This window comes from Blautia sp. HCP3S3_H10_2, from assembly GCF_052122375.1.
Classification (GTDB): Bacteria; Bacillota; Clostridia; order Lachnospirales; family Lachnospiraceae; genus Blautia_A.
In genome coordinates this window covers 26,088-49,651 of the sequence record NZ_JBQKCL010000009.1, presented here as the reverse complement: position 1 = coordinate 49,651, position 23,564 = coordinate 26,088, and the positions used below count along the sequence as shown (strand labels likewise).

General features: G+C 41.0%; 18 protein-coding genes, 3 pseudogenes and 1 riboswitch. Of the genes and pseudogenes, 2 read left to right on the top strand and 19 right to left on the bottom strand.

What is annotated here, in order from left to right; all coding sequences use genetic code 11:
* Positions 1–219: 219 nt before the first annotated feature.
* The gene (locus tag ACTQWB_RS11360) at positions 220–840 is read right to left on the bottom strand and encodes a peptidase C39 (RefSeq protein WP_441501766.1); all 621 of its coding nucleotides are present in this window, start codon (positions 838–840) and stop codon (positions 220–222) included.
* Between the two features lie 18 nt (positions 841–858).
* Complete coding sequence (locus ACTQWB_RS11355; RefSeq protein ID WP_441501765.1) at positions 859–2,844, bottom strand: ATP-binding protein; 1,986 nt, start codon at positions 2,842–2,844, stop codon at positions 859–861.
* A 265-nt stretch (positions 2,845–3,109) separates the two neighbouring features.
* On the opposite strand from ACTQWB_RS11355, the gene ACTQWB_RS11350 reads away from it, so the two are divergent.
* Positions 3,110–5,974, top strand: coding sequence for a bifunctional diguanylate cyclase/phosphohydrolase (locus tag ACTQWB_RS11350; protein ID WP_441501764.1), 2,865 nt, complete (start codon positions 3,110–3,112; stop codon positions 5,972–5,974).
* Positions 5,975–6,005: 31 nt separating this feature from the next.
* Here ACTQWB_RS11350 and ACTQWB_RS11345 read toward each other — a convergent pair whose 3' ends face one another.
* The 3 genes from ACTQWB_RS11345 to ACTQWB_RS11335 form a co-directional block, all read right to left on the bottom strand.
* On the bottom strand, positions 6,006–8,096 hold the full coding sequence (locus ACTQWB_RS11345) for an ATP-binding response regulator (protein WP_441501763.1): 2,091 nt from the start codon (positions 8,094–8,096) through the stop codon (positions 6,006–6,008).
* Between the two features lie 45 nt (positions 8,097–8,141).
* Positions 8,142–8,858 carry a PAS domain-containing protein gene (locus tag ACTQWB_RS11340; RefSeq protein ID WP_441501762.1) on the bottom strand — a complete coding sequence of 239 codons (717 nt, stop codon included), beginning with the start codon at positions 8,856–8,858 and terminating at the stop codon, positions 8,142–8,144.
* 172 nt (positions 8,859–9,030) lie between these two features.
* A riboswitch (cyclic di-GMP riboswitch) is annotated at positions 9,031–9,106 on the bottom strand.
* The gene (locus ACTQWB_RS11335) at positions 9,104–9,313 is read right to left on the bottom strand and encodes a DUF6783 domain-containing protein (protein WP_441501761.1); all 210 of its coding nucleotides are present in this window, start codon (positions 9,311–9,313) and stop codon (positions 9,104–9,106) included. (Overlaps the previous riboswitch by 3 nt.)
* On the opposite strand from ACTQWB_RS11335, the pseudogene ACTQWB_RS11330 reads away from it, so the two are divergent.
* A pseudogene (locus ACTQWB_RS11330) lies at positions 9,260–9,379 on the top strand (DUF6783 domain-containing protein); the annotation flags it as partial. The gene ACTQWB_RS11335 and the pseudogene ACTQWB_RS11330 sit on opposite strands and share 54 nt — an antisense overlap.
* Positions 9,380–9,427: 48 nt before the next feature.
* On the opposite strand, the gene ACTQWB_RS11325 reads toward ACTQWB_RS11330, so the two are convergent.
* The 14 genes and pseudogenes from ACTQWB_RS11325 to ACTQWB_RS11260 all read right to left on the bottom strand — a co-directional run bounded on the left by ACTQWB_RS11325 (position 9,428) and on the right by ACTQWB_RS11260 (position 23,504).
* A complete protein-coding gene (locus tag ACTQWB_RS11325; protein WP_441501760.1) occupies positions 9,428–10,354 on the bottom strand; it encodes a site-specific integrase in 927 nt (308 codons plus the stop codon).
* Positions 10,355–10,417: 63 nt separating this feature from the next.
* Positions 10,418–11,137 (bottom strand): type I restriction endonuclease subunit R, EcoR124 family, encoded by a 720-nt coding sequence (locus ACTQWB_RS11320; RefSeq protein WP_441501759.1) that lies wholly within the window; start codon positions 11,135–11,137, stop codon positions 10,418–10,420.
* Positions 11,121–13,382 carry a type I restriction endonuclease subunit R gene (locus ACTQWB_RS11315; RefSeq protein WP_441501758.1) on the bottom strand — a complete coding sequence of 754 codons (2,262 nt, stop codon included), beginning with the start codon at positions 13,380–13,382 and terminating at the stop codon, positions 11,121–11,123. The genes ACTQWB_RS11320 and ACTQWB_RS11315 overlap by 17 nt, the downstream gene beginning before the upstream one ends.
* Before the next feature lie 20 nt (positions 13,383–13,402).
* Positions 13,403–13,960 (bottom strand): annotated as a pseudogene (locus tag ACTQWB_RS11310) (restriction endonuclease subunit S); the annotation flags it as partial.
* Positions 13,961–13,981: 21 nt separating this feature from the next.
* On the bottom strand, positions 13,982–14,455 hold the full coding sequence (locus tag ACTQWB_RS11305; protein WP_441501757.1) for an NADAR family protein: 474 nt from the start codon (positions 14,453–14,455) through the stop codon (positions 13,982–13,984).
* A 1-nt stretch (position 14,456) separates the two neighbouring features.
* The gene (locus ACTQWB_RS11300) at positions 14,457–14,873 is read right to left on the bottom strand and encodes a hypothetical protein (RefSeq protein ID WP_441501756.1); all 417 of its coding nucleotides are present in this window, start codon (positions 14,871–14,873) and stop codon (positions 14,457–14,459) included.
* Between the two features lie 10 nt (positions 14,874–14,883).
* Entirely contained in the window at positions 14,884–15,531 is a 648-nt protein-coding gene (locus ACTQWB_RS11295; RefSeq protein WP_441501755.1) for a DUF3990 domain-containing protein, read from the bottom strand.
* Between the two features lie 15 nt (positions 15,532–15,546).
* On the bottom strand, positions 15,547–16,161 hold the full coding sequence (locus tag ACTQWB_RS11290) for a restriction endonuclease subunit S (RefSeq protein ID WP_441501754.1): 615 nt from the start codon (positions 16,159–16,161) through the stop codon (positions 15,547–15,549).
* Positions 16,162–16,166: 5 nt separating this feature from the next.
* On the bottom strand, positions 16,167–17,765 hold the full coding sequence (locus ACTQWB_RS11285) for a type I restriction-modification system subunit M (protein WP_441501753.1): 1,599 nt from the start codon (positions 17,763–17,765) through the stop codon (positions 16,167–16,169).
* A gap of 59 nt (positions 17,766–17,824) precedes the next feature.
* The gene (locus ACTQWB_RS11280; RefSeq protein WP_441501752.1) at positions 17,825–18,817 is read right to left on the bottom strand and encodes a Fic family protein; all 993 of its coding nucleotides are present in this window, start codon (positions 18,815–18,817) and stop codon (positions 17,825–17,827) included.
* Between the two features lie 319 nt (positions 18,818–19,136).
* Complete coding sequence (locus ACTQWB_RS11275; protein ID WP_441501751.1) at positions 19,137–20,198, bottom strand: PDDEXK nuclease domain-containing protein; 1,062 nt, start codon at positions 20,196–20,198, stop codon at positions 19,137–19,139.
* A gap of 212 nt (positions 20,199–20,410) precedes the next feature.
* A pseudogene (locus ACTQWB_RS11270) lies at positions 20,411–20,761 on the bottom strand (AAA family ATPase); the annotation flags it as partial.
* 226 nt (positions 20,762–20,987) lie between these two features.
* Positions 20,988–21,935 carry a BadF/BadG/BcrA/BcrD ATPase family protein gene (locus ACTQWB_RS11265; RefSeq protein ID WP_441501750.1) on the bottom strand — a complete coding sequence of 316 codons (948 nt, stop codon included), beginning with the start codon at positions 21,933–21,935 and terminating at the stop codon, positions 20,988–20,990.
* Positions 21,936–21,944: 9 nt separating this feature from the next.
* Positions 21,945–23,504 (bottom strand): ADP-ribosylglycohydrolase family protein, encoded by a 1,560-nt coding sequence (locus ACTQWB_RS11260; RefSeq protein WP_441501749.1) that lies wholly within the window; start codon positions 23,502–23,504, stop codon positions 21,945–21,947.
* Between the last annotated feature and the right edge of the window lie 60 nt (positions 23,505–23,564).

Here is a 23,564-nt window from a genome sequence, read left to right as displayed (position 1 = left end):
CCTCCCGCATTTTACCTTATTCATAATATCATTAGATTTTGATGGAAATATGAGGAAAATACATTTTTGTTACTATTTTATTACAGAATAATGAAAAAAGATACAAGAAACCGCCGCTAACAGCCTTTCCCTTAAAGAAAAATACTTCCTGCTATCCGACTTTCAAATATGCTTTAAGTCAGATAACAGAAAGTATTTGTACCAGATAAGGTATTTATATTAAATAAAGTATTCGATAACCTCTTCCACCGGAATTCTGGTCTTCTCGTTATAGACCAGCACCGCTTCCCGGGCGTCTGTCTTGCCTAAGGCATACAGGGCATCCTCCTCCCGGTTAAAATAATGAAAAGGAACTTCCCTGTTGTATTCTCTTGGATGCTCCAGATCAATACGGATATCCTTTTCTTCATAAGGTTCATCCCAGTAATAGGGGTCAAACAGCAGAATACTTCCATCCCTGACACCGGTAAGAAGCACATAATGAGGCTCATCAAGAAACAGCCTGACCACAGCAACACCGCCATGGCTCAATGCCTGGTTGATTCTGCTTCCTGCGCCTATGTATACATCCGCACCAGACAGATATTCACTGCTCACACTCATTGTTTCCAGGCTTCCATATTCATTCAGCCAGTTACTTAGAAACATCATCGCTGCCCTGGAGGTTCCCCTTTTTCCCGGAATGCCCTCCTTGCTGTAACAATCCAGGCAGTAGAGCATGGTGTTCCGGATCACCTCCGGCGGAATCTCGTCCCGCTCAAATAAATAGATGATCGCATTTAACATGGAGGTAGGTCCGCAATCGTATTCTGATATCTGATAGTGTAATGGATTTTTCATGTTTATTTTCTCCCGAAGTTATTCCACATCCAATGTCTGCGCGAGCACATTCAGCAGCTTCGCCACTTCAATCGGCTTCGCGGCGTAGGCATTCATCCCTGCATCAAAAGCGGCCTGGCGGTCTTCCTCGAAAGCATTAGCGGTCATTGCAACAATCGGTATTTTTGCCCGGGCATCCGGTAACTCACGAATTGTCCTTGCCGCCTGATATCCATTCATGACTGGCATCTGGATATCCATAAGAATCAGGTCATAGTATCCTATCGGAGCCTCCTGAAGCCGACAAACTGCCTCAGCTCCATTCTCCGCCAGTTCCACATAAATCTCGGTATCTTTCAGAATCGTAGTTGTAATTTCCGCATTCAGCGCATTATCCTCTACCAGCAGAATTCTTTTCCCTGCTAGGGAAACCTGTTTCGCCACTGAAGCAGCAGCCTGTCTGCATTCTGCTTCTGAAGCAAGCCGCAATGGAATCTCCACGGTAAAGCAGCTTCCTTCTCCTTGTGTACTTTCCACTTCAATGGTTCCATGCATCAAGTCTACAAAGGATTTCACGATGCGAAGTCCCAGTCCGGTGCCCATAATACCACTCTGTGCGGAATCCTTTTCACGGCTGAACGCCTCAAACAAATGAGGAAGGTAATCCTTTGCTATGCCCATTCCATTATCTTCCACCCTGAGCCGCAATATTATCTGTTCTGATGTCTGCGCCGGAAGCTCATCGATCGTGAGATGGATTTTTCCACCCGCCGGAGTATATTTCACCGCGTTACTCATCAGGTTCATAAGAATTTCACGTATTTTCGCCACATCACACATTACACTGGTATGAGAAAGCTGAATGTGACGTGTGATATCCAGATTTTTCCTTTCAATCTCATTTCTCAGAAGGATATCCATCGTCTCACTTAATTTGCGGGGATTCCACACCGTTTCATGCATGGTCTCCTTGCCATTCTCGATTCTGGATACTTCCAGCACATTTCCGATCAACGTCAGCAGGAACTGACTAGCCACCTTCAGCTTCTGCAGATAATCCCAGGTTATTTCCTTCTCCCCCCAATGGGCCTCAAGAAGTTCTGCATAACCAATAATGGCATTCATAGGGGTGCGAAGGTCATGGGACATGGCAAAAAGAAATGCTGACTTCGCTTCACTTCCTTCTTTCGCCTGCTGCAAAGCCCTCTTAAGCATCATCATATCGGAAACATCAATAAATGTAGTTACTGCCGCTCTTTCTCCATTGGGCATATAAATAGCCTTGGTCTTTGCCATTGCGTGGCACTCGTTTTTCTGGCCCTGATTGATAATACATTCATAATCCACTACCACATCTTCGCTGCGAAGCCGCCTTAATTTCTCACGTACCTCCGGCTCCGGATAATGTACCTTGGAAAGGATGATTCCCAGACTGTGCTGTGCTTCCTCTATATCCTTAACCCCATACATACGCAAAGCTTCCTTATTCATATGAATCACCCGGTGTCCCGGCAGTGTGTACGCCAACAGACCACAATTCTGCACATCCAGCAGATCCCGGTAATAATCCTCCTGCATAACCTGCTCTTTACGAAGTGTTATATTCTGCTCTGTAAGCCATCGCTCCGTTACCCTGCTCTTCTCCAGCCGCAGCATACCTGAAATATCCTGATGGATTCCTGTTACACTGATATAATTCTTCACTGACATATCACGGGAACCGCCGCAGCGGACCATCATTTCACCAGAAGCGGGATGTATGTAACGATAAACGATCTCTGTACACACTTCTGTCAGTTTATTCACATATTCCTGAAATAGCGCCTTATCATCTGGATGAATATGTTCAAAGAAAAAGGCAAGTCGTTCTTCGGCAGTCACTGGCTTCTGTATTCCCAGAAGCTCATCCATTACAGCATTTCCATAGAACCGTACAATCCGTTTACCCTCAAATTCAACCCGCCAGAGACCTATCCTTGCATTTTTCAAAATCTCTTTCTCATTGATCTGTTCCAGACTTTCCATAGAAATCATCTCCTTCTCCGTGTTTCTTGCAGACACTGATTTTGTTTTTCCGGTCGGTGATTCTCTTTTTTTCATTATAATAAAAATCCTGTAAATGTCCAGCTATTTTGCCTTCATTATCCAGCGCCTGTTTTTCTTTTATTGGCTGCACTCTAAATTGTGCCCGATTTTTACAAGACTTTTTCATACTTTTGTAGTATAATTATGCTACAGAAAAAAAACTTAAACCTGGCTATACACTTTTACTTCAGAAAGGAGAATTACCTTGAAAGAAAAAAAAGCCCCCGTCTGTCAGGGCTCTCGTTATTTTTTCTATATTTTGATGCTTGCCATTCTTGGGTGGTTTCTTTATATGCAGATTTTCGGAACTGACGAACGAACACCTGATACCAATTCCGGTTCCGTTCTCTACTCCGGCACCTTCACCTGGCAAAAAGCAGATGGAACCAGCGAAGAAATCACGGTTCCCGGTGATTATAATCTTCCAGCTGGTCAGACCATGGTGATCACCACCATACTTCCTCTGGATTTTAACGAAACCTCTTTCGCCATCCGCTCCTCCCTGCAGGATGTAGATTTCTATGTGGGCGGCGAATTGCGGGAGCGTTACAATACCCATGATACCCGCCTGGTTGGGAAAAATTCTGCCAGCCGCTATGTATTCTGTCCGGTTTCTTCCGAAGATGCAGGCAAAGAGCTCCGGATCGAGCTGACTACCTACACTACTAATTATTCCGGTATCGTCAACTCCGTTTACTGTGGCAACAAAGCAGATATCTGGCAGGCCATTTTCAATCAATTCGGTCTTCCTACATATATCGCTTTCTTCATCCTGTTTGCCGGGCTGATCACTATTTCATTCAGCTTTGCGCTTGGCGCCATTTACCACACGCGCTTTGATATGGAATACCTGGGCTGGTGCATGGTCATGGGCGCTATCTGGATGCTTGGGGAATCTAAGATTCGCCAGCTGCTGGTTCCAAATGCGTCTTCTCTTGGTTCCTTATGCTTCGTCATGATCATGCTGTGCCCCATTCCCCTGCTTCTCTATGCGGACAGTGTCCAGCAGGGGCTTCACCGCCGCCTTTACAGGTATATAGGTGGAATTGCAGTTCTCAACTTTGTCGTCTGCACCAGTCTCACTGCCCTGGGCATCGCAGATTATATTGAGACGCTTCCGGTTGCACATATTATACTTACTGTGACATTTTTAACTATTTTTATTCATCTCTGCCTTTACATCCGTACAAGCCAGAGCCGCACTGACCATCTTCTGCTTCTTGGCCTGCTGCTTGCCTTGCTTTGTGTTGCAGTGGAAATGATTTCCGCATATTTTGTCCCAGTACTATCTGGTATTTTTATCGGTATCGGCATGCTCATTCTGTTTTTTGTAAATATTATCCGCACCTCCAGCCATGTCCAGGACATGGAACTGCAACGCCAGAAGCAGGAACTTCTGGAAAAGCAGAAGCAGACCGAAAAAATGTCCCTGCAGATGATGCAGACGCTTGCTACAACCATTGAGGCAAAAGACGAATACACCCGCGGTCATTCCCACCGTGTAGCAGAGTACTCCGCATTGATTGCCAAAGAGCTAGGCTGGGCTCCTGAAGATGTGGAGCATATCCGGCACGCCACTTATCTCCATGATATCGGTAAAATTGGTATTCCTGACCAGATTCTGAACAAGCCTTCCCGGCTGACCGATGAAGAATATAATCTTATAAAGAGACATACGGTTATTGGTGCAGAGATCCTGAAAGATGTTACTCTGATTCCTCATGTGATTGAAATTGCCCGGAACCATCATGAACGTTTTGATGGTAAAGGCTATCCGGATGGACTGACTGGAACTGATATTCCCCTTCACGCACGCATCGTAGCAGTTGCAGACAGCTATGATGCCATGAATTCCCGCAGGATTTACCGAAATGCCCTCCCGATAGAAATGATCCGGGAAGAAATCAGTAAGAACCGTGGAACACAGTTTGACCCGGAAATTGCAGATGTTTTCCTTAAACTGCTGAATGAAAACCGTCTTTCCCAGATTGATTCCTCCGCAAACGCATCTTCTGCCGAGACAGTCACCCTGTCACAGCCAGAACTGGAACACACCATTAATAAGTTTATATCTGATGTGGTTACCACCATCAAGAGCCAGGAGGATACCAAAAGCTACGATTTCCTTACCGGTCTTCCCATGCGTAGTCTGGGTGAACGGCTGATTGCAGAACTAATGCAGAAGCACAATGGCTGCCTTATTTTCCTGGATATGGATAACCTGAAAAAGATCAATGACATCCACGGACACAAAGCTGGTGACCGTGCATTGAAAAATCTGGGCAATCTGCTTTCCCGTTACGCTACAGACGGAATCGCCTGTCGTCTTGGAGGTGATGAATTCCTTCTGTTCCTGCCCGATGTAACTGCTGCGTCTGTATCCGAAATAATGACTGGATTATTTAAGCAATTCCACTCCATTGCAGAAGCAGATCCTGAGATCCGATATGCTGCATTATCTGCCGGACTATACATGTGTACAATCAGTGATACATTTGCAGACTGCTATTCCAAAGCAGATAAAGCTCTCTACTACGTGAAACAAAATGGGAAAAACCAGTTTTCCTTCTACCAGCAGATCAGCTACCAGAAGCCAGATGCACCTGGCATTGGCAAAGATCTGCGACAGGTTGCGAATACACTTCGGGAAAGTGGTAACTACTCCGGCGCCCTTGACCTCAGCTACCGGGATTTCTCCAGACAATATGAATATATGCGGCAGCTCATTGTCCGCAGCAACTGTCATTGTTATCTGGTCATGGTCACCATGGAAACCACGGTGGATACCCTTCCTCATATTGAAGAAATCGAACAGGCCCTTTCCCAGATGGAACAAGCGATCCGCAAAACCATCCGAAGGGTAGATATCTGTACCAGATACAGCGCCATGCAATATCTGATCATCCTGTTCGAGCCTATGGAAACGGAAATCCCCAATATTATGGAGCGTATTTTCATGCAATATTACAAGCAGACGGAAAACTATGATTTCCATCCAGGGTATGAATATCTGACCATGTCGGAGAATGGTGACACACCAACCGGCAATGAAATGGCCGATACAAAATAAACAATACTATTTAGAATTTTTCAAACACACTCTACTGCAGCCACCGTCTCATCACATCCCGCAGCCTTGTCATATCCAGCGGCTTGGCAATATGCTCATTCATTCCCGCATTCTTCGCCAGCAGGATATCTTCTGCAAATGCATTCGCCGTCATGGCTACGATAGGGATTTCTTTCCCATCCGGCCTGTGAAGAGAACGGATCGCAACAGTCGCCTCATACCCATTCATAACCGGCATCTGAATATCCATAAACACAAGGTCATAGTATCCCTCATTAGCTGCTGTCATCATTCCAACAGCATCTTTCCCATTCTCCGCTGTCTCAATAATAGCGCCTGTCATTCCGATAATTTCCTGGGCAATTTCCCTGTTCAGGTCGTTGTCCTCCACCAGCAGGACTCTCTTGCCCGTATAATCACAATTGGAAATATCCTCCAGGTAATGTCTGGCTGCAGCGCTTGGTTTTCCCTGGATAATATTCTTAAGCGTTGCTGTCAGGCGTGAACGGAACAACGGCTTGGCAATAAACTCGTCCACGCCGGCTTCCCTGGCCTCCTGCTCAATCTCCGCATAATCATAAGCAGACAAAATAATGATCGTCACATCATTTCCTACTTTTTTACGGATCTGCCTGGTTGTCTCGATTCCGTCCATCCCCGGCATTTTCCAGTCAATGATAATGGCAAAATAATTGTCATCCCTCTCATATCGCTCTGTTGTCCGTGCCACTGCCTCCGCACCGGAAGTTACCCATTCCCCATCAATACCGATCTCATTTAAAAGTGCCACTGTGTTTTCACAACAGTCCCTGTCATCATCTACCACAAGCACTGGCAGATTGATCAGCTCATCAATTGCTTTGATTTCTTTATTCTGCTGCTTCAGGAAAATGGTGATGGTAAATTTACTTCCTTTACCAGGAGCACTTTCCACCTTAATATCGCCATTCATCATCCTGGCAAAATTTCTGGCAATCGCCATACCAAGACCGGTTCCCTGGATTTTGGAAGTTCTTTTATCATCTGCGCGGGTAAATGGCTCAAACATCACCTTCTGGAATTCTTCCGTCATTCCAATACCATTGTCCTGCACCACGAATTCATAGCAGCCAAGACCGGTTGAATTGGTGGGGAGCTCCCGGATGGTAAATTCAATTCGTCCGCCATCTGGTGTATATTTCACTGCATTTGACAAAATATTGGTGACCAGCTGCTGGATACGCATGCTGTCACCGCATACATCTTCGTGCTCGATCCGGTTGATCCGGATATTGAATTCATGATGGTGCAGGTCTGTCTGCGCTTTCGTCAGGGAAACCAGATTATCACAAAGATCAGACAGATTGAACTCCTCTTCCACCAGCGCGATCTTTCCACTTTCAATACGTGACATATCCAGCACTTCATTGATTAGGCTGAGAAGATGGCGGCTGGACTGGGTGATTTTTCCCAGACAATCTACCACACGATCCTGATTCTCAATATTCGCTCCTGCGATCGCTGTCATTCCCACAATGGCATTCATAGGCGTACGGATATCATGGGACATATTGGACAAAAATTCCGTTTTGGCCTTGCTGGCCCGCTCTGCTGCCTCGTAAGCCTCGCGAAGTGCCTTCCTGGACTGGATCTCCACCATTTTTTCTTCCGTGATATCCTGTGACATAAGCAACACAGCACGTACTTTTCCCTTTTCCTTTTCAGACCAGGACAAAGGCGTGATTGCAACGGATTTAAACTGTTTTTCATCTTTGGAGCAATATTCAAAACGGTAAATATCATCTGTTTTTTTCAGGTTCTCCCGTATATTTTCCGGGGAAAAGGCCTGTTCCAGCGTAAGATCTGTGGAAACGGTCTTAAATCTTGACGCCATTACTATCACAAAATCGTGATATGCCCCAGTTGGTGCATAAACAGAATCTTCCAGACTCTGACTGTAAAAATGATAAATATCTTCTTCAAAATCACATGCCGCATAACGGTCTACCAGTTTTACCGTTCCCTGAATCAGCAGATCCATAATCTTATTTTTCGCGCTCAGCTCCTGGCGCTGTGCATCCACCTGCTGTGTGTATCGCAAAAGTTTCTCTTCTTTATCTACATTCACGAAAATACCAGCCATACGGTAGGCCGCTCCATCTGGACGTCTGGTGATCTCGGCGCTGTCCTAAAACCATTCATAGCTGCCGTCAGCCAGGCGCATGCGGTATTTTACATCATATTTTCTCTGATTGGTCTTATCCGCGATAGCACCGAAAAATGCTTCCTCTACCCCAGCCCGATCATCTGGATGAATGGAAGCTTTCCAAATATCCAGCTGGTTTGGAAAATCCAATGTGTCATGGTATCCCAGCATGGCACGAAATTCATGGCTGAAAAAAACGGACTTATATTTCCCATCTCCATCACACTCCACTGACCAGAATCCGGAACGGATTACCTGGTTCACCAGCTTCAGGTTCTCCTGCATGTGATCCATATGTGCGGAAAGCACCCACATGGGAACTCCCTTTGCATCTACCGTGTCCGTCTTATAACAGGTTATATCCAGCGGTATTCCATCCCGGGACATAATCTGCATTTCCCCATGCCCCTGGATTTTCTGGAATCGGCCGCACTCTACGAAGGAGCTATTTTCCCCGTAAACCACATTTTTCAACGAACCAGAGGTTACCTGCATGAATTCCTCATAGCTGTATCCCAGGTTGTGCAGGAAATACTGGCTTATATATGCAATTGTCATCTGTTCATCATAATATCCTGCGATAAATCCTACCGCATGATTGTTCTGGATTGCCGTCTGGATTGCCCCGTATGTCTCCTCACATAGCTGGGGCTCCACCACTGAATACAGAAGTTCCTCTTTGTATAGCTGGTTATTCATTCTAAATTTGCACCGTACTTTCTATTACAACATATTTATGGATAATCTATAAAAAGGAATCCTGCCCGGCAGGGCTTTTTATGTAACAGAGCATTCCAATGAAATTTCCTATTATATAAAAAGCGCGTACTGCAGTATTCACCATAGTACGCACTTATCCCTATTTCGTTCATTCTGCAGCTGGCTGCCATTTTACAGGCCCTATAGTTTTGCGTCACAGCCTTTCGGCTGCTTTGCCCTTATATTCAATTGCTCGCCGTCTGCCCCGCAGGGTGCGGCTTAATGTCTTTTTTACACACGCTAGAGCGTGTTTGAAAAAGGCTTTCTGCAAGATGTGCGTCACAATTTGTGGGAGATTTTGTCCGATTGAATGAGGCGTAGCGGGCTACGCCGACTGAAAGAGGGCAAAATATACCGCAAAGTGGGGCGTGCAGATTGCAGGAATGATTTTTCAAACACGCTCTAGAGCGCTCAGACTATTGTATATAATATTGGTTAGGATTGCAATTGTTTTTTTATAATCAGCGTAAGTATTTTTGTTATAAATTTACATTATGCTTCTACAGACTCTATAAACCAGACAAAGTTCTCATTACCAGATCCACATCCTTATTTTCAAGTTCCTGAATAATATGAAGATATGTCTTCTGTGTCGTCGTCATACTCGCATGCCCTAATCTGCGCGCTACGCTTGCAATTGATACACCAGCAAACAATAATAATGACGCATGTGTATGCCGCAAGCCGTGAATCGAGATTACTGAAATACCACATTTTTTACAATGTCTTGTAAGTACGTCATTTACTGTGGAGTTATAAATCTTAGCATCTCCCACAAAAATAGGTTTATCTTCTGGAAGCCCCTTCGTCAGCTCGGAAAATTTAACAACGATCTGCCAGTCTATTTGAATTTTTCGTACAGAAGATTTGTTTTTCGTTGGCAGAAATCCTCCTTCTCCTTTGTAATCCCATGTTTTACTAATTGACAAGGTTTGTCTGGAAAAGTCAAAATCTGACGGTGTAATAGCAAGAGCTTCCGAAAAACGCATTCCGGTCTTTGCAACTAAAAGAATAAACCAATCCCAGTTTGCCTTTTCCTTTATATCTAAATCAGCAATTAAAGTGTGAAGTTCAAACTGATTCAGATATTTGATTTTTTTAGCACGTGGTGTTTTTCCCTTGATAATTGCCTTTCTGGTTGGATCCCTTTCAATCAAGCCCTCATCTACTGCGTCCAAAATTGCACCTTTTAGCTGATGATGGAAATCTAAAGTTGTCTGTCTTTCATGTTCTTTCGCGTAATCATTCAACAGCTTCTGATATGCCGTTCTTGTTAGTTCCGAAACTCTCAATGCAGGTACCAGTTTTTCCACCCATTTTTGTGTCATCAGGTACTTCGCCATTGTTGCTTCCCGAATTGCCCCACGTTTGTATATTTCTACCCACTGTGCATAATAATCACAAAATAGCGCTGAATTGCTCATATCATTTTGCATAAGTTTCCTCCATTTTCCCAAATCACTTACGCTGACATAAACAATAAAAATAGTCGTAAATCTTTATGCTGTCATTAGCAGTGGCTTGACTTCTTCCTCCAACGTTTTTTTCAACTCTTCTATCAACCGCTTATAATAAGTATATTTAGGCAAAGGTCTTTCCTGTGTTTCATAATAACTAGTATAATCTGCGGTTGACTTGATTACACTCTCATTGGGAATTTGTCCATTTCTATAATGAACTGCAGCATACATAACATCCTCTTTCGAAGCATGCCAGGTTCTGCAAAAATCAGTAATGATTCGCTCCACGCAATCTTGTTTCGTATTTTCCACAATATTCAGAATAGACTGACCCTTGTACTTTTTCTCATCCACCTCAATTTCATCTATTAACGTAGACATAATATCCGCAACTTTTTCATTATTCTTACGTAATTCTTCTACATACTGCCTTACTTCTGCAATCTTCTTCTGCCGTTCCTCTGGAGTAACTGCTTCTTCTCCCTCAGACGGAGTGACAATATTTTGAATCAAATTGATGATATATTCATAATCAATTTGGGTATGGCTATACGCCATTAATTCATAGTCTGGATCTGGAACCGGATCAACTTTGTCGTCCGTACCTGGATCAGGACGAATTTCTTCCATTACATTTTTATAATGTCCCACATAATCCTCATATTCTGCTTCCGTTATGCCATATTGCTCCAACATCGTATCATCGTATTTGGTAAAGGACTTTAACTCTGCAAACAGACTATCAAAGGACTGAAACAATTTGGCAAATATTTTCTTTTAAAGACATATTTGGAATTTCGGAAGGAGTTTTTGCACAAACCCTAAGTGCCAAAAGAGCTTTTCGGAATGCAGGTTCCACTTCTTCCCACTCTGCCATTATTGCTATTCCCGTACTTCCCGCTGAATATAATTTTATTGCATTATCTACACTTGATTTAAACAGCTTTGGAGCCTGGAAAGTCACAATCTGTCCATATGTTTTATTTTTATCCAAAATACGGTTAGTCCTGGAAAATGCTTGAATCAGATCGTGTGGTCCCATGGGCTGTCTATCGATGAATATGGTAGACATACATGGCGCATCAAAACCTGTCAACAATCTGTCTACTACAATCACCAGATCTAGCTGTTCGCTTCTTCTCTTATACTTTGGCGCTTTTCTGGCAAGCCTTTTATTTAAATTTGCATTATATCCCTGTATCTGCGAAACATCGTATTTCGTACCAAACATACCATTATAATCATCCAGAGATTTCTGCATTTTTTCCTGGTTTACGCAGGAGCCATCCTCATTTTCTGTTACCGAATAGGTAATGGCAAATTTGGGAAAATCTGGAAGCACCTGTTTCATTTTTTCATCAATTACAAGAGAAGTTTCCCCATTTTTTACTCTGGTCAGCAGCTCATAATATTTCTGGGCAATAGGAATCGAACTTGTTGTAAGCATGCCCTCATATGTCTGTCCTTTTCCATTCTGAAAGCCAAGTTTGTGATAGGATTTGTTCAAAATAATATCCAAAACTTTCAACATATGAGTTTCATTTTCATATGCTTTGCTGTCAGTTTCATCTGCAATATGCTTTGGTCCATTATGCTCTACCTGGAATCCTAATACAGATTTATCATGAATTGCATTCTGTATAGTATAACGGTGAAGACATTCTCCATATAAATCTTTTGTTGTTCGAGGCAAATCTCCCATCTGTGGATAAGGATTTTCTGAAAATCTTGGCGTTCCAGTAAATCCATACCACAAAGACCGTCTGAAAAAGCGTTCCAGTTCTCTTTTCATTTTCGGCGTAACGGCTCTATGACATTCATCTACAACAAATGCAATTTTCAAATTTTTAATCTTTGTATACTCCGGAGTATCTTCCTGAAGCCTTTTTCCTATCAGAATCTGCATTTTCTGGATTGTAGTCACAATAACCTGGCGGTCACCTGATTTCAGCTTTTTCTTCAGATCCCCCACATTATTTGTTTCATCCACATCTATCAGATCATTATTTGCATATGCCTGAAATGCCATAGTTGTCTGTGCATCCAGATCCTTCCGGTCTATCAGAAATATAGCTTTATCAATTGCAGGGATATCCATCAATAAATTTCTGGTTGCCTTATAGGATGTCAACGTTTTCCCAGATCCGGTTGTATGCCATACGAACCCAGACTTTCCTTTTTTTGAGGCATCCCGTATAGATTCAATCGCATGAATCTGATATGGGCGAAGGAGAATCAGCTGCTTTGCAACCTCATCCAGAACTGTATATCTGGCAATCATTTCATGTGCTTCTGGAATTCGAAGAACGCTCTTTGCAAAAGCCAGATAATCAGACACCGGATTATTCTCCTTATCTACCCAGCCGCTCATAAATTCTGCCTTCAGTTCATTTTCCCCAGCAGCTGCAAAATACTTGGTGTCTGCACCATTACTAACAACAAACATCTGCACCGCCGAAAAAATACCAGTAAATTTTCCTTCTGCAATATATTTTTTTATCTGTCGAAAGCCTTCCATATAGGAATGATGCTTATTTTTTAATTCTATATGTATCATTGGCAGACCATTAATCATCAAGGTAACATCAAACCGCCGGTCTCTCTCCGCAGCCCTGCTGTCCTCATCCGTTTTTAAAGCATTATACTGATTAATTACCTCATACACACTACTTCCACCAGCTATATGTTCGTGATTCATCACTACAAGATGCAGTTTTTCCGTATCCCGCTGTACATGAACCTGAACTTTCCCATTTTCACCAACCAGCCACTCACCAGCCTTATAAAATGAGGGAAATTGCAACTGGTTCTTTACCTGCTCAAACTCAGAATCAGACAGCCCTTTCCCATTTAGCCTGTCCTTATTATTCTGTTCCAGAATATATCTGAAATTTGCCCATAAATCAGACTCCGTTTTCAAATCATCCCGGTAAACCCACTGAGATTCCCCATAAACCAATTGATCAATTAACTTTTTCTCTATCATTGACTCTAATTCTGGCATAGTTATGTTCTCCTTTGTGATTAATTGTTTGAAAATGGTGTTTTTCGCATGTAAAAAGAATAATTGCACTTCCGCTGGTGAAGAGTGATGAGGTGATCGAGAGATTGAAAATATTCTCCCACTTTCTTTTGTTCTTCAAAACTCGGCAAGCAAACCGATGTATCTGACAATTGCGTAATCGTATAATGTGCTATTGTTCCTACATGGGAAATACTTGCTAAATAGTTTCTGAATGTTGGCGAAAAGAAAAATTCATATAAAAAATATGGATGAAACTTTCCCTTATTTTTTATCCATAATAAGTCTGCATCCTTTGTATAAAGTGGCTTGTTATCCGGCACAATATAAGGTTTTCCAACCGATCCGCCGCCAGTAACAAGAACATCCCCTTGTTCTAATTTTCCGGATATATTTGAGAGCTTTTCATACAGTTCTTCTGAAATAAATGCTTTCTCATTTTCGGTTCCATTAATTGCAGCCATTACATCACTAGATCTATAAAAAGGCACACCTTTTGAAGTCCACTCCTCTTTATGAACTCGTGACGCAGATTTCAATTCTGTTATTTCCCCCAACTTACGCTGTTCCCAAGCGCATGTCTATAATCTGTCTCTTACCACCATTAACGTATATCCCAACAAATTTTGTCCTCTCCATTTTTCTAAATCAAACCGGTTTGGATCTTTCATAGACAATCCAATTCCCCATATCCTGTCTTTTACAGCACATTCGGCCAAGATATTATTCTCAGTTCCTTTCAGCTTTATCTTCAGTTCTTCATTTTGGGCGAATTTTTCTATTAGACCTTCATAAACAATAAGCTGACGGATTCCATTCCAATAACTATCATTATAATTTTTTACTTGGCGTCCTAATGTCTTTATTACTGCCACATCCGCTGTTTTTAATATTTCTTTTGCAATATCAGTATCTCCAAAGCAAACCGCCTTTTTATACATCATATATTGTTCCATTGATCTATAATTAACACCATCTACTTTAAATTCAGACAAATACCAATTGCTTAAATATCCATTTTCTTCCTCTGGATTGTGAAAACATATAATTTCCATATCAAAGCTTTCCTACCTTTTTTACTGCAAGTTCCAACTCTAGATCATGAAGCCCATAATAAGCCTTTTCTAGAAATTTCAATGGCACTTTATCAATGACTTCTGTGCTAGAAATGTTATAGTACCATTGATAGTAAGCATAAAATTCGCCAATCCAATCAGGCATAAACCCTTGCATTGCTTTCCCCGGTCTTTCCACGTACTTCTCTGTTTCAAAAAAATACTCTAACAATTCTCCTGCATTCATTGTATTTATGTATGCTTGAGATTCGTCTATATATTTTCTGGTTTTACTTTTCATGTAGTTTTCAATAAAGTCTTCCGTATCTTTATCAGGAAATTTCTGTGTATATAAATCAAACAGCTTCCCTTGATTTTCTACTACATCATCTAAATATGCTTTCGAATATGCCTGCATATCAATCACCTCACAAAAGTGTGCTGAATACATTTGTTACCTTATTTGCATCTGAATCAATCAACTTCCGCATTTTCTCTCTGGCGGTAATATCTCTTTCATTGTAACGATCATTAAATTCTTCAAATGAGACCGAAATAAGATCATCTTCCATCTCTTGCAATCTTGAATATCCAATTTCTGACTTTATACAATACTGAATTCCCAATCCGCCTAATGAAAGAAGTTCTTCCAATATATCAATATCAATTTCATCCCGCACAAATGCTTTTGCAATATAAAAGTACGAAGCATTTGCCCGCCATCCTTTTATTACATCATATCCATCCGTATCTATACCATATTTTTCAATAAATTTTGCTGCCAGCACTCTATACCTTTTTGAATCAGCCGCTTCCCGATGTTTCATCAATTCTGCCAGCCATGATAAAACACTCACAGACTGAAAATCCAGTATTTTTAGATTGTCCGTCAGCAACTCATACTTATGAACCCATCCATTAGATTTATCCGGTCTGCATACTGCCCATTCTTTAGCCAGATCAATGTTTTCTGTTAAGTAAAATCCCTTTCCATAGTCATGTTTTTCTTCTCCAAGACTATATTGAGGCTGAACAATCTTGTTGGGGCTACCATGAAATAATATAATCTTTCCCATAAGCAATACCTTTTCTTATACAAACATTTTTTCAAGCATATATTTTTTCACTTTTTTCAATTCTTCCTGCTTCCGCTGGTGAAGAGTGATGAGGTGGTCGAGGGTATTTAAAAAGTTTGCAATTTTCTTTTGTTCTTCTAATTTCGGCAGCAAAAATTCAAAAGCACAAACCTCTATTGTAGATATACTTGCTTGATTAACAGCAGGTTTTGCAATAAGTCTAAACCACTTTCTACTTGTCTCATTTTTTAGTAAATGGAGAAGAAAATAAGGAACAATATTCTGAGATTTAGCTCTTATGTTTAATAAGTTCATTCCATGATATATTTCTCCAAAATCAGCAGTATATATAGCTGTATTAGCAATGTATGGCAGACTATTTATATGGCTAAATAAAATATCTCCATCTATCAATTTATAGTTCTCGTTAATATCTTCTGAAGAACCTAATTTGTCAGTGTTTATTATTCCTGACGAGATGCTTTCAATCCTTGTTATTTTATATCTGTGGTTTCTTTTTCCATCTGCCTTATAACTATATCCATTTCGAATAAACTCAGTAACATCCCCCAACTTACGCTGTTCCCAATCATCTCCATACCCCTTAAATCTGATCTTCGGTTTTCCCATATCCATCACCCCTTCATTTCCCCGATCAACTCACTCAATGATGCCATTATGTTTTCATCATCTGATGTCAATTCCTCCAAAAGTGACAGAAATTCCCCCTGCACCTGCTTAATTTCGCTATCCGTTTTCTTCATTTCCACCAATAGTGCATTTAAATCAATTTCTTCCTCTTTTTCAAAATTATCCACATAGCGGGGGATATTAAGATTAAAATCATTTTTCTCAATGTCTTCAAAGCTGGCAAGAAATGTCTCTTTTTCCACTGTTTCTCTTCTACTGTATAATTCAAGAACTTCATTAATATGTTCATCTGTCATTTCATTTTGTTTCTTACCTTTGTTGAACTTCTTTGAAGCATCTATAAACAATACATCCCGACCATCTCGGTGCTTCTTCAGCACAATAATACAGGTAGGAATAGATGTATTATAAAATAAATTTGCAGGTAAACCAATCACAGCGTAAATATTACCTGAACGAAGTAATTTTTCTCTTATTTTCCCTTCAGCAGCACCACGGAAGAGAACTCCGTGAGGTAAAACAATCGCCATTGTTCCATTACTCTTTAAATGATACAAACCATGAAGTAAAAATGCATAATCCGCTTTTGATTTCGGAGCCAGTACCCCATAATCACTGAATCTTTCGTCCTGCAAAAAACCCTGTGCGGCACTCCAATGTGCTGAATATGGTGGATTCATAAGAACCATATTAAAATCCGTTTCTTCATCTGTAGGCCAGTCCTCATCCAGTGTATCACCATTTCGCAGTTTCTGATTCTCTGCTGCAACACCATGCAAAATCATATTCATTCGTGCCAGATTATAAGTAGACGTATTCAATTCCTGTCCATAATATCCAATATATCTTGGAGCTGCTGCATATTTTTTCACGTTTAAAAGCAACGATCCCGAACCCATACATGGGTCATATACAGACAATCCCCTTTTATCTTCCTGCCCCGAAATCGCAATTCTGGTCAAAATCTTGGATACTGCCTGTGGTGTGTAGAATTCTCCAGCTTTTTTCCCTGTCTCTGACGCAAACTGACCAATCAGATATTCATAAGCATTCCCCAGTATTTCCTCGTTTGAATTCAATAAATCAGCTTTATCAATTTCTTTAATCAGACTGACGACGGTATCACTTTGCTTCTGATCCCCAGTTCCCAAACGGTTGGAATACAAATCAATATCCGCAAAAAGCCCTGCAAACATAGGATCACTTTGTTCAATAGTATTAAATCCCTTCTGCAACTGTTCACGGCTAAAGCAACTATTCCGTGCTGCATCTGCAAAATAAGTATAGGTAAGCTCCGGTTCCATCACATAATGGCACTCATCCATCATTGCTTGCTTTAAATCTCCTGCACCTTCACTTTTCAATTCTTTTTCATAAACATTTAAAGCTTCTTTTAGAGATTCCGGTTTGCCATTGCGGATCATATCATACGCTTTTATAAGAAAAGAATCCGATAGATATTTATAAAAAACAATTCCCAGCAAATAGTTTTTGTATTCATTCGCATCCATTTTAGAACGGAGAATGTCCGCACCACTCCATAATACACTGATTAAATCCTTACTATTTCCCACTTCTGCCATCTCTTAATCCTCCGTTTTATCCTCGTTTATAACACAATTCTTGAATTTGCTTTTCCGCCCTACTTTTTAACATACCTCTGATTCCTGCTATTCGGCTTCTCCGGAATTGTCATCTCCACAACTCCAAGCTTCAATGCCGGATTCATGTAATTTTTCCGGAATGTCTCCCGCGATTTTATGCCCAGATTTTCCATAATTGCAACCGCCGTATAAGGAACATCATATTCCATTACATCCAGCATTCGCTTTACATATTCACTTAATTCGGCATTTGATTTTTTCATCTGCAAAATAACCTGATCCAGGATCCCGTCAATCTGTTCCAACATAAATTCAATGAATACATTAGAATCTCCACGGACATGGCATCTGGCAATCGCATCATAATACTCACTTTGAAATTTTTCAATCTGACTCTCCAATGGGATATACTCAAAGATGCTTCTCCACCTATACAGCAGTACAGTATGCCATAATCTTGCCATTCTTCCATTTCCATCAGCAAAAGGATGAATAAATACAAATTCGTAATGGAATACAGCTGACAGAATTAAGGGATGCACGTTTTCCCGGTTTGCCTTCATCCAGGAAAATAAATCTTTCATAAGTTCTGGTACCATATTTGGCGGTGGTGCAACAAAAATGCATTCCTCACCGTCAAAAACTCCCTCTTCACCTCTGCGGAAAGTTCCTGATTCTTTCACGATCCCCGCCGTCAAAATTCTATGGATTCGTTTTAATTCTCCAATACTATATGGATTAATTTCTTCAATTTTTTCATATGCTTCATAAGCATTTTTTACTTCCTGGATTTCCAGTCTGTCTCCCAGCACAAATTTTCCATTAATAACATCCCTTACTTCCGACAATGAAAGAGAATTTGCTTCAATTTTCAATGAAGAATGAATCGATTTTATTCTGTTGTTTCTTCTGAGATGCGGTTTCGTATCCAGTTGGTAATGGCTGGTGATGTTTCCTACCTTCTCAGAGATAGAAGCCACATAATCAAGCATTTTATTTGTAATTGTAAAAGGTGGGGCATAGTTTTCCATGTGTTTTCACCTCATATCTTGCTTATTATCTTGCTTATTATCTTACCACATTTCCCATTGCTTATACAATTAGTATTTGTTTGCAATAAAAATCCGACCTCATATATTACATATCGTTACGAAATGAGAAACGGCTACAAGGCTTGATTTACAAGGTTTGCAATCGTTTTTTAATCATTTAACTGTCAAAGATAGGATTGTACCATATTTTCCATAACCCCACCAAAATTTTGTCGTATTCTGACTGATATTTCCATCCAATATCAATTGTAGAATTCATGAAAAAAGCACTTTAACCTATCGGCTAAAGTGCTCATCTTTACATTCCCATTTCTTCCATCTCTTTTAACATAAATTCTTCTAGTCTCTTCTTATCTGGCAAATGCAGCATATATGTTGATACAAATAATTGATTATCCATACCTGATAACGCATATTCAACCATTTGTGAACCTTTATCTGTGCAAAGAAGTATTCCTACAGGTGGATTATCCCCTTCATTCATTTCATTTTTCTTATAATAACCTACATAAGCATTGAGCTGTCCTAACTCTTCGTGCTTAAATTCATCATTCTTAAGTTCAATAATGACATTACAATGTAAAATGCGATTATAAAAAACAAGGTCAATAAAATAATACTTATCATCTATTATAATACGTTTTTGCCTGGCTTCAAAACAAAATCCCTCACCAAGTTCAAGCATAAACTCCTGCAAATGATCCATAAGTGCCTGTTCTAAATCAGATTCAGACACTGCTTCCTTCGCATCCAGCCCCAAAAATTCAAATGTAAATGGATCTTTTATCGAAAGCATTGTTTTGTTTCCACTACCTTCGGATTTTTTTAATAATAATTCAGGCTTTTTACTTATGCCAGCTCTTACATAAAGATTGGTCTTTATCTGTCTGCGAAGTTCTCTCACATTCCAATTACACTTCATACATTCTGTTTCATAAAAAAATCTCTCAAAGGCATCTGCCAGTCCCATAATCTCACGTATATGCGAGAACGATAAGTTATTGACCAAAACATCTGGAGCTGTGACAAATTGGTTCGACACTGTCGAACTTTTTCCAAAATCTGGTAATTCAAATTCGCTCGACACAGTCGAACCAATTTGAGGATATACTTTATAAAACTGTCTACAAACCTTGAAAAGAGTTGCGTTCATTCCTTTTTTATTAATTCTATTTTCCAAATTTTTCAAAAGATGTGAACCATATTCAGCTCTGTCACTACCATCTTGTTCATATTCAACTATATAATATCCAATTGCCCAATTTCTCAATGTCATAAGCTGATTTACAGCACTTTTCGCCGCCGAACTCGCTTTATCATTTATCTGTATAATGCTATCTGCCAGCAATTGAAATTCCATTAACTAACCTCCAATAGATTATCTTACAATAATTATAGAAATGCTTTCTTTACTTCTTCTTTCTGATCCGATGTATTTCTTTTCTAGCCTTGCCACTATTCCATCAAATATTCCTCAATCACACACTCATGCTCTTTTGTCTTCTTATTATAATTCACTCCCACCAGCAAAATATTTCCCCTGTAACCTTCCAGACTTCTGCAATACTCCTTCTGCTTAATCTGGCTGATCAGCTCTTCTATATTTTCGCTTCTGCTTAAAAACTCCTGTATATTCAGGGAAATCGTATTATATTTGTTTCTGTATATTTCAAAATCCTTACTTTTCGAGATTTCAAATTTTGAAAAAAGTTCTCTGGAATCACAGCCTTTGCTGTAATATGCAGTCAGCATATTCGCGGCCAGCGATTTTCCGAATCTGCGTGGTCTGCTGACGCAGACATAACTTTGCATTGTATTCATAACCCGGTTGGTATATTGGATCAAGCCGGTTTTATCTACATAAATTTCAGAATTTACACTTCTGGCGAAGCTTTCATTTCCCTGACTCAGATATCTTCCCATATTCGCCTCCCGGGTTGTAATTCCCACCTATATTTCATCGGAATATCTTGCTTATTATCTTATCACATTTCCATCTGCTTATACAATTGGTATTTGATCGCCGCCAAACTCTTTTCCGAATCATATAAATACAGCCATCAGCACAAAAAAAATCCCGGCATTTCTGCCGGGTACTGCAAACTCATGATGCCAGGGGCAAAAAGTCAGAAAGCTGTTCCTGCCTGCATCATTCAATATTTTTTCTCATTCTCAGCATCTGCACTGCGCCTTCCACTGGACGCCTGTCACACATCTTCACATCCAGTTTTCCCTGGCAGATGCAGCCCAGAGATTTGCGCAGCAGGGAAAGATACTCCTCCGGCGCCGCCTTCGTCAATATGGATCCGGAAAAATATACTGGAATTTTTTCATGGGAAAATTGAAGATTCCTGACCGCCGCATCAATGGTGTAAGCTGCACATTTCACCATCCGGTTCGCCAATACCTCTGTTTCTGGATTGTACCGCTGAAAAAGTGCAAAAAACAACTGGATGATTTTCTGATGCAATTCCCTACTCTCCGGGTCATCCACGCTTTTCAGTGCCGCCCAGGAATTTATAAAATCTTCTTTTCCGCTAAGAGACAGCCTTTCCATATAAGCCTCTACTAATGGAGTTCTGGAATTTTTCAAAATCAGATCTTCGTAAACCTTACGGTACATATGCATTACGATCCAGTTTCCTCCACCGGCATCCCCGGACCATTCATCCATACCCGCCAGCTTGATTTTGTTTCCCAGTTCATCAATGGCCGCACAACACATTCCCGTTCCACAATTAAGGGAAACTCCCCATCCAGCCGGATTTTCAGCCCAAATGGGGAGATAGCCATCATTCATTGCAAGAAAACGGGAAAAACCTATTCTGGAAAAACAGGCATCCATATGCTTCTGGTCTTCCGAGGTATCCAGACCTGAAATTCCTCCTGCTACGTCCTGAATATCCGAAATTGTCAAACTGTTACGTCCCAGCAGGGCATCCAGTGAATCCCGCAGCAGCCGCTGCACATCCTCCCAGCCTTTTCCAAGGAAATCGTGATTCAGACAGCCTCCCAGATAACGATCTGTTACCTGGAAGTTTTTATCCAGAAGCAGATATTCTGTTTTGGTTCCGCCTCCGTCTATTGCAATATACATAAATATCCCTTACTTTCCAGCAAAAAGAACAACCTTTACAGGACCATCAGAATGTCTTCCTGTAAGAGAAATATCCACGATCAGCTCCAGTCTGCTCTCTTTAAATTCTTCTGTATTGATTTCAAATTCCTTCTCCGCGCAGGAAAGATAAAGATTATTTAATGGCAGCTCTGCTGTAGATGCTCCGACAGCTGTAACTCCATCCGGAAGATATAACTTGATTTTTACCCACTGCTGTTCACGCATTGTATTTGAATTTACTACTTTAACTTTAAATTTTCTTGTTTCACCTGGTGTGAAGAAAACAGAATCCTCATAGTCAACCATAACACTAAATGCAGGGAACTGATATCTGGCAACATAGGAAGAAAGAGAGCACAGATCACGGATCGGCATTTCTTCTGATTTTCCATTTCCATTGATCAATGGCAGATAATCTGTAGTCTGACTACAGAACAATCCATCTTTTTCCAGGCACTCAATTGTCATACCACCTTCTGCAAACGCATCGCACAGATCCTGTCCAAGGAAGCCCGGTACAACACGAAGAATACGCTCCGCAAGCTCTGTTGCCGTATCCGGAACCCAGATTCCATGGCTTGTCTTATCAATACACATCGTTACGATCTTGTCATTAAGAGGCTTGGTCCATTTTTCCGGCAGCCCGGATGCGCCATAAATAATTCCCAGAAGGGCGCCAAGCGTTGCACAGGTACAATCTGTATCTTCTCCACAGTTATTGGCAATAATCAGACTCTTTCCGAAATCCCCTTCTCCATAAAGAAGTCCTAAAACTGCAAATGCTACGTTCTCCGGAGCATCAAAACCAGGCTCTCCAATTTCCATTCCCTCATTATTCTCTTTCGGTATTTCATTTAACTTGCATTCCTGGATTCCGAAAGTTCCAGGTGCTGTATTATGTACGATTTTTCTTGCTTCCAGATAATCAATTCCATTGTGATAGCACTCCACTGTCTTGCGGATTGCCCTTGATACTGCACAATTTTCCGGAATATAGGAAAGACCAATATCAACCAGCTTCTCACGATCGCTTTCCACAAATGCAGCACTCTGTATCGCTGCTGTAAAAATCTCTCCATACATGCCTTCATCAGCATGATCTACAATCGCATCTTCAAATGCGTATCTGGTGGCAATTTCCGGATGTCCCGGAGCCAGGCAAGCCCAAAGCTCGGAACGAATCCAGCAACCGTTGCTGTTTTTGTAAGTATTATCCACATCCCCACATAAAGGCGGAACGATTCCAGCCTTCAGATTAGCTTTTCCTGTTCCATATTCTACCCAGTTCGGAATTACATAGGACAGCCAGTACTCACCAAGAATAGACGCATTTACATTTCTGCCATAACGCTCTACTGCTGCCAGCCACACAATCTGAAGGTCAAGATCATCATTTGCCGGTGGTCCCATAGTCAGATCCTGAATATAGAAATCTACGTCCGGCACCATTCTTTTGCACTCAAAAGGTGCTCCCAGAACACCTCCTACATTTTTTCCTGCCCAGCATCCTGCCAGCTTGTCACGGAATTCATTTAATCTTAAAACCATAATACTACCTCCCATATTATAATAGTGATCTTATGACCAAAAGCTTTCTTGTCCCCCACG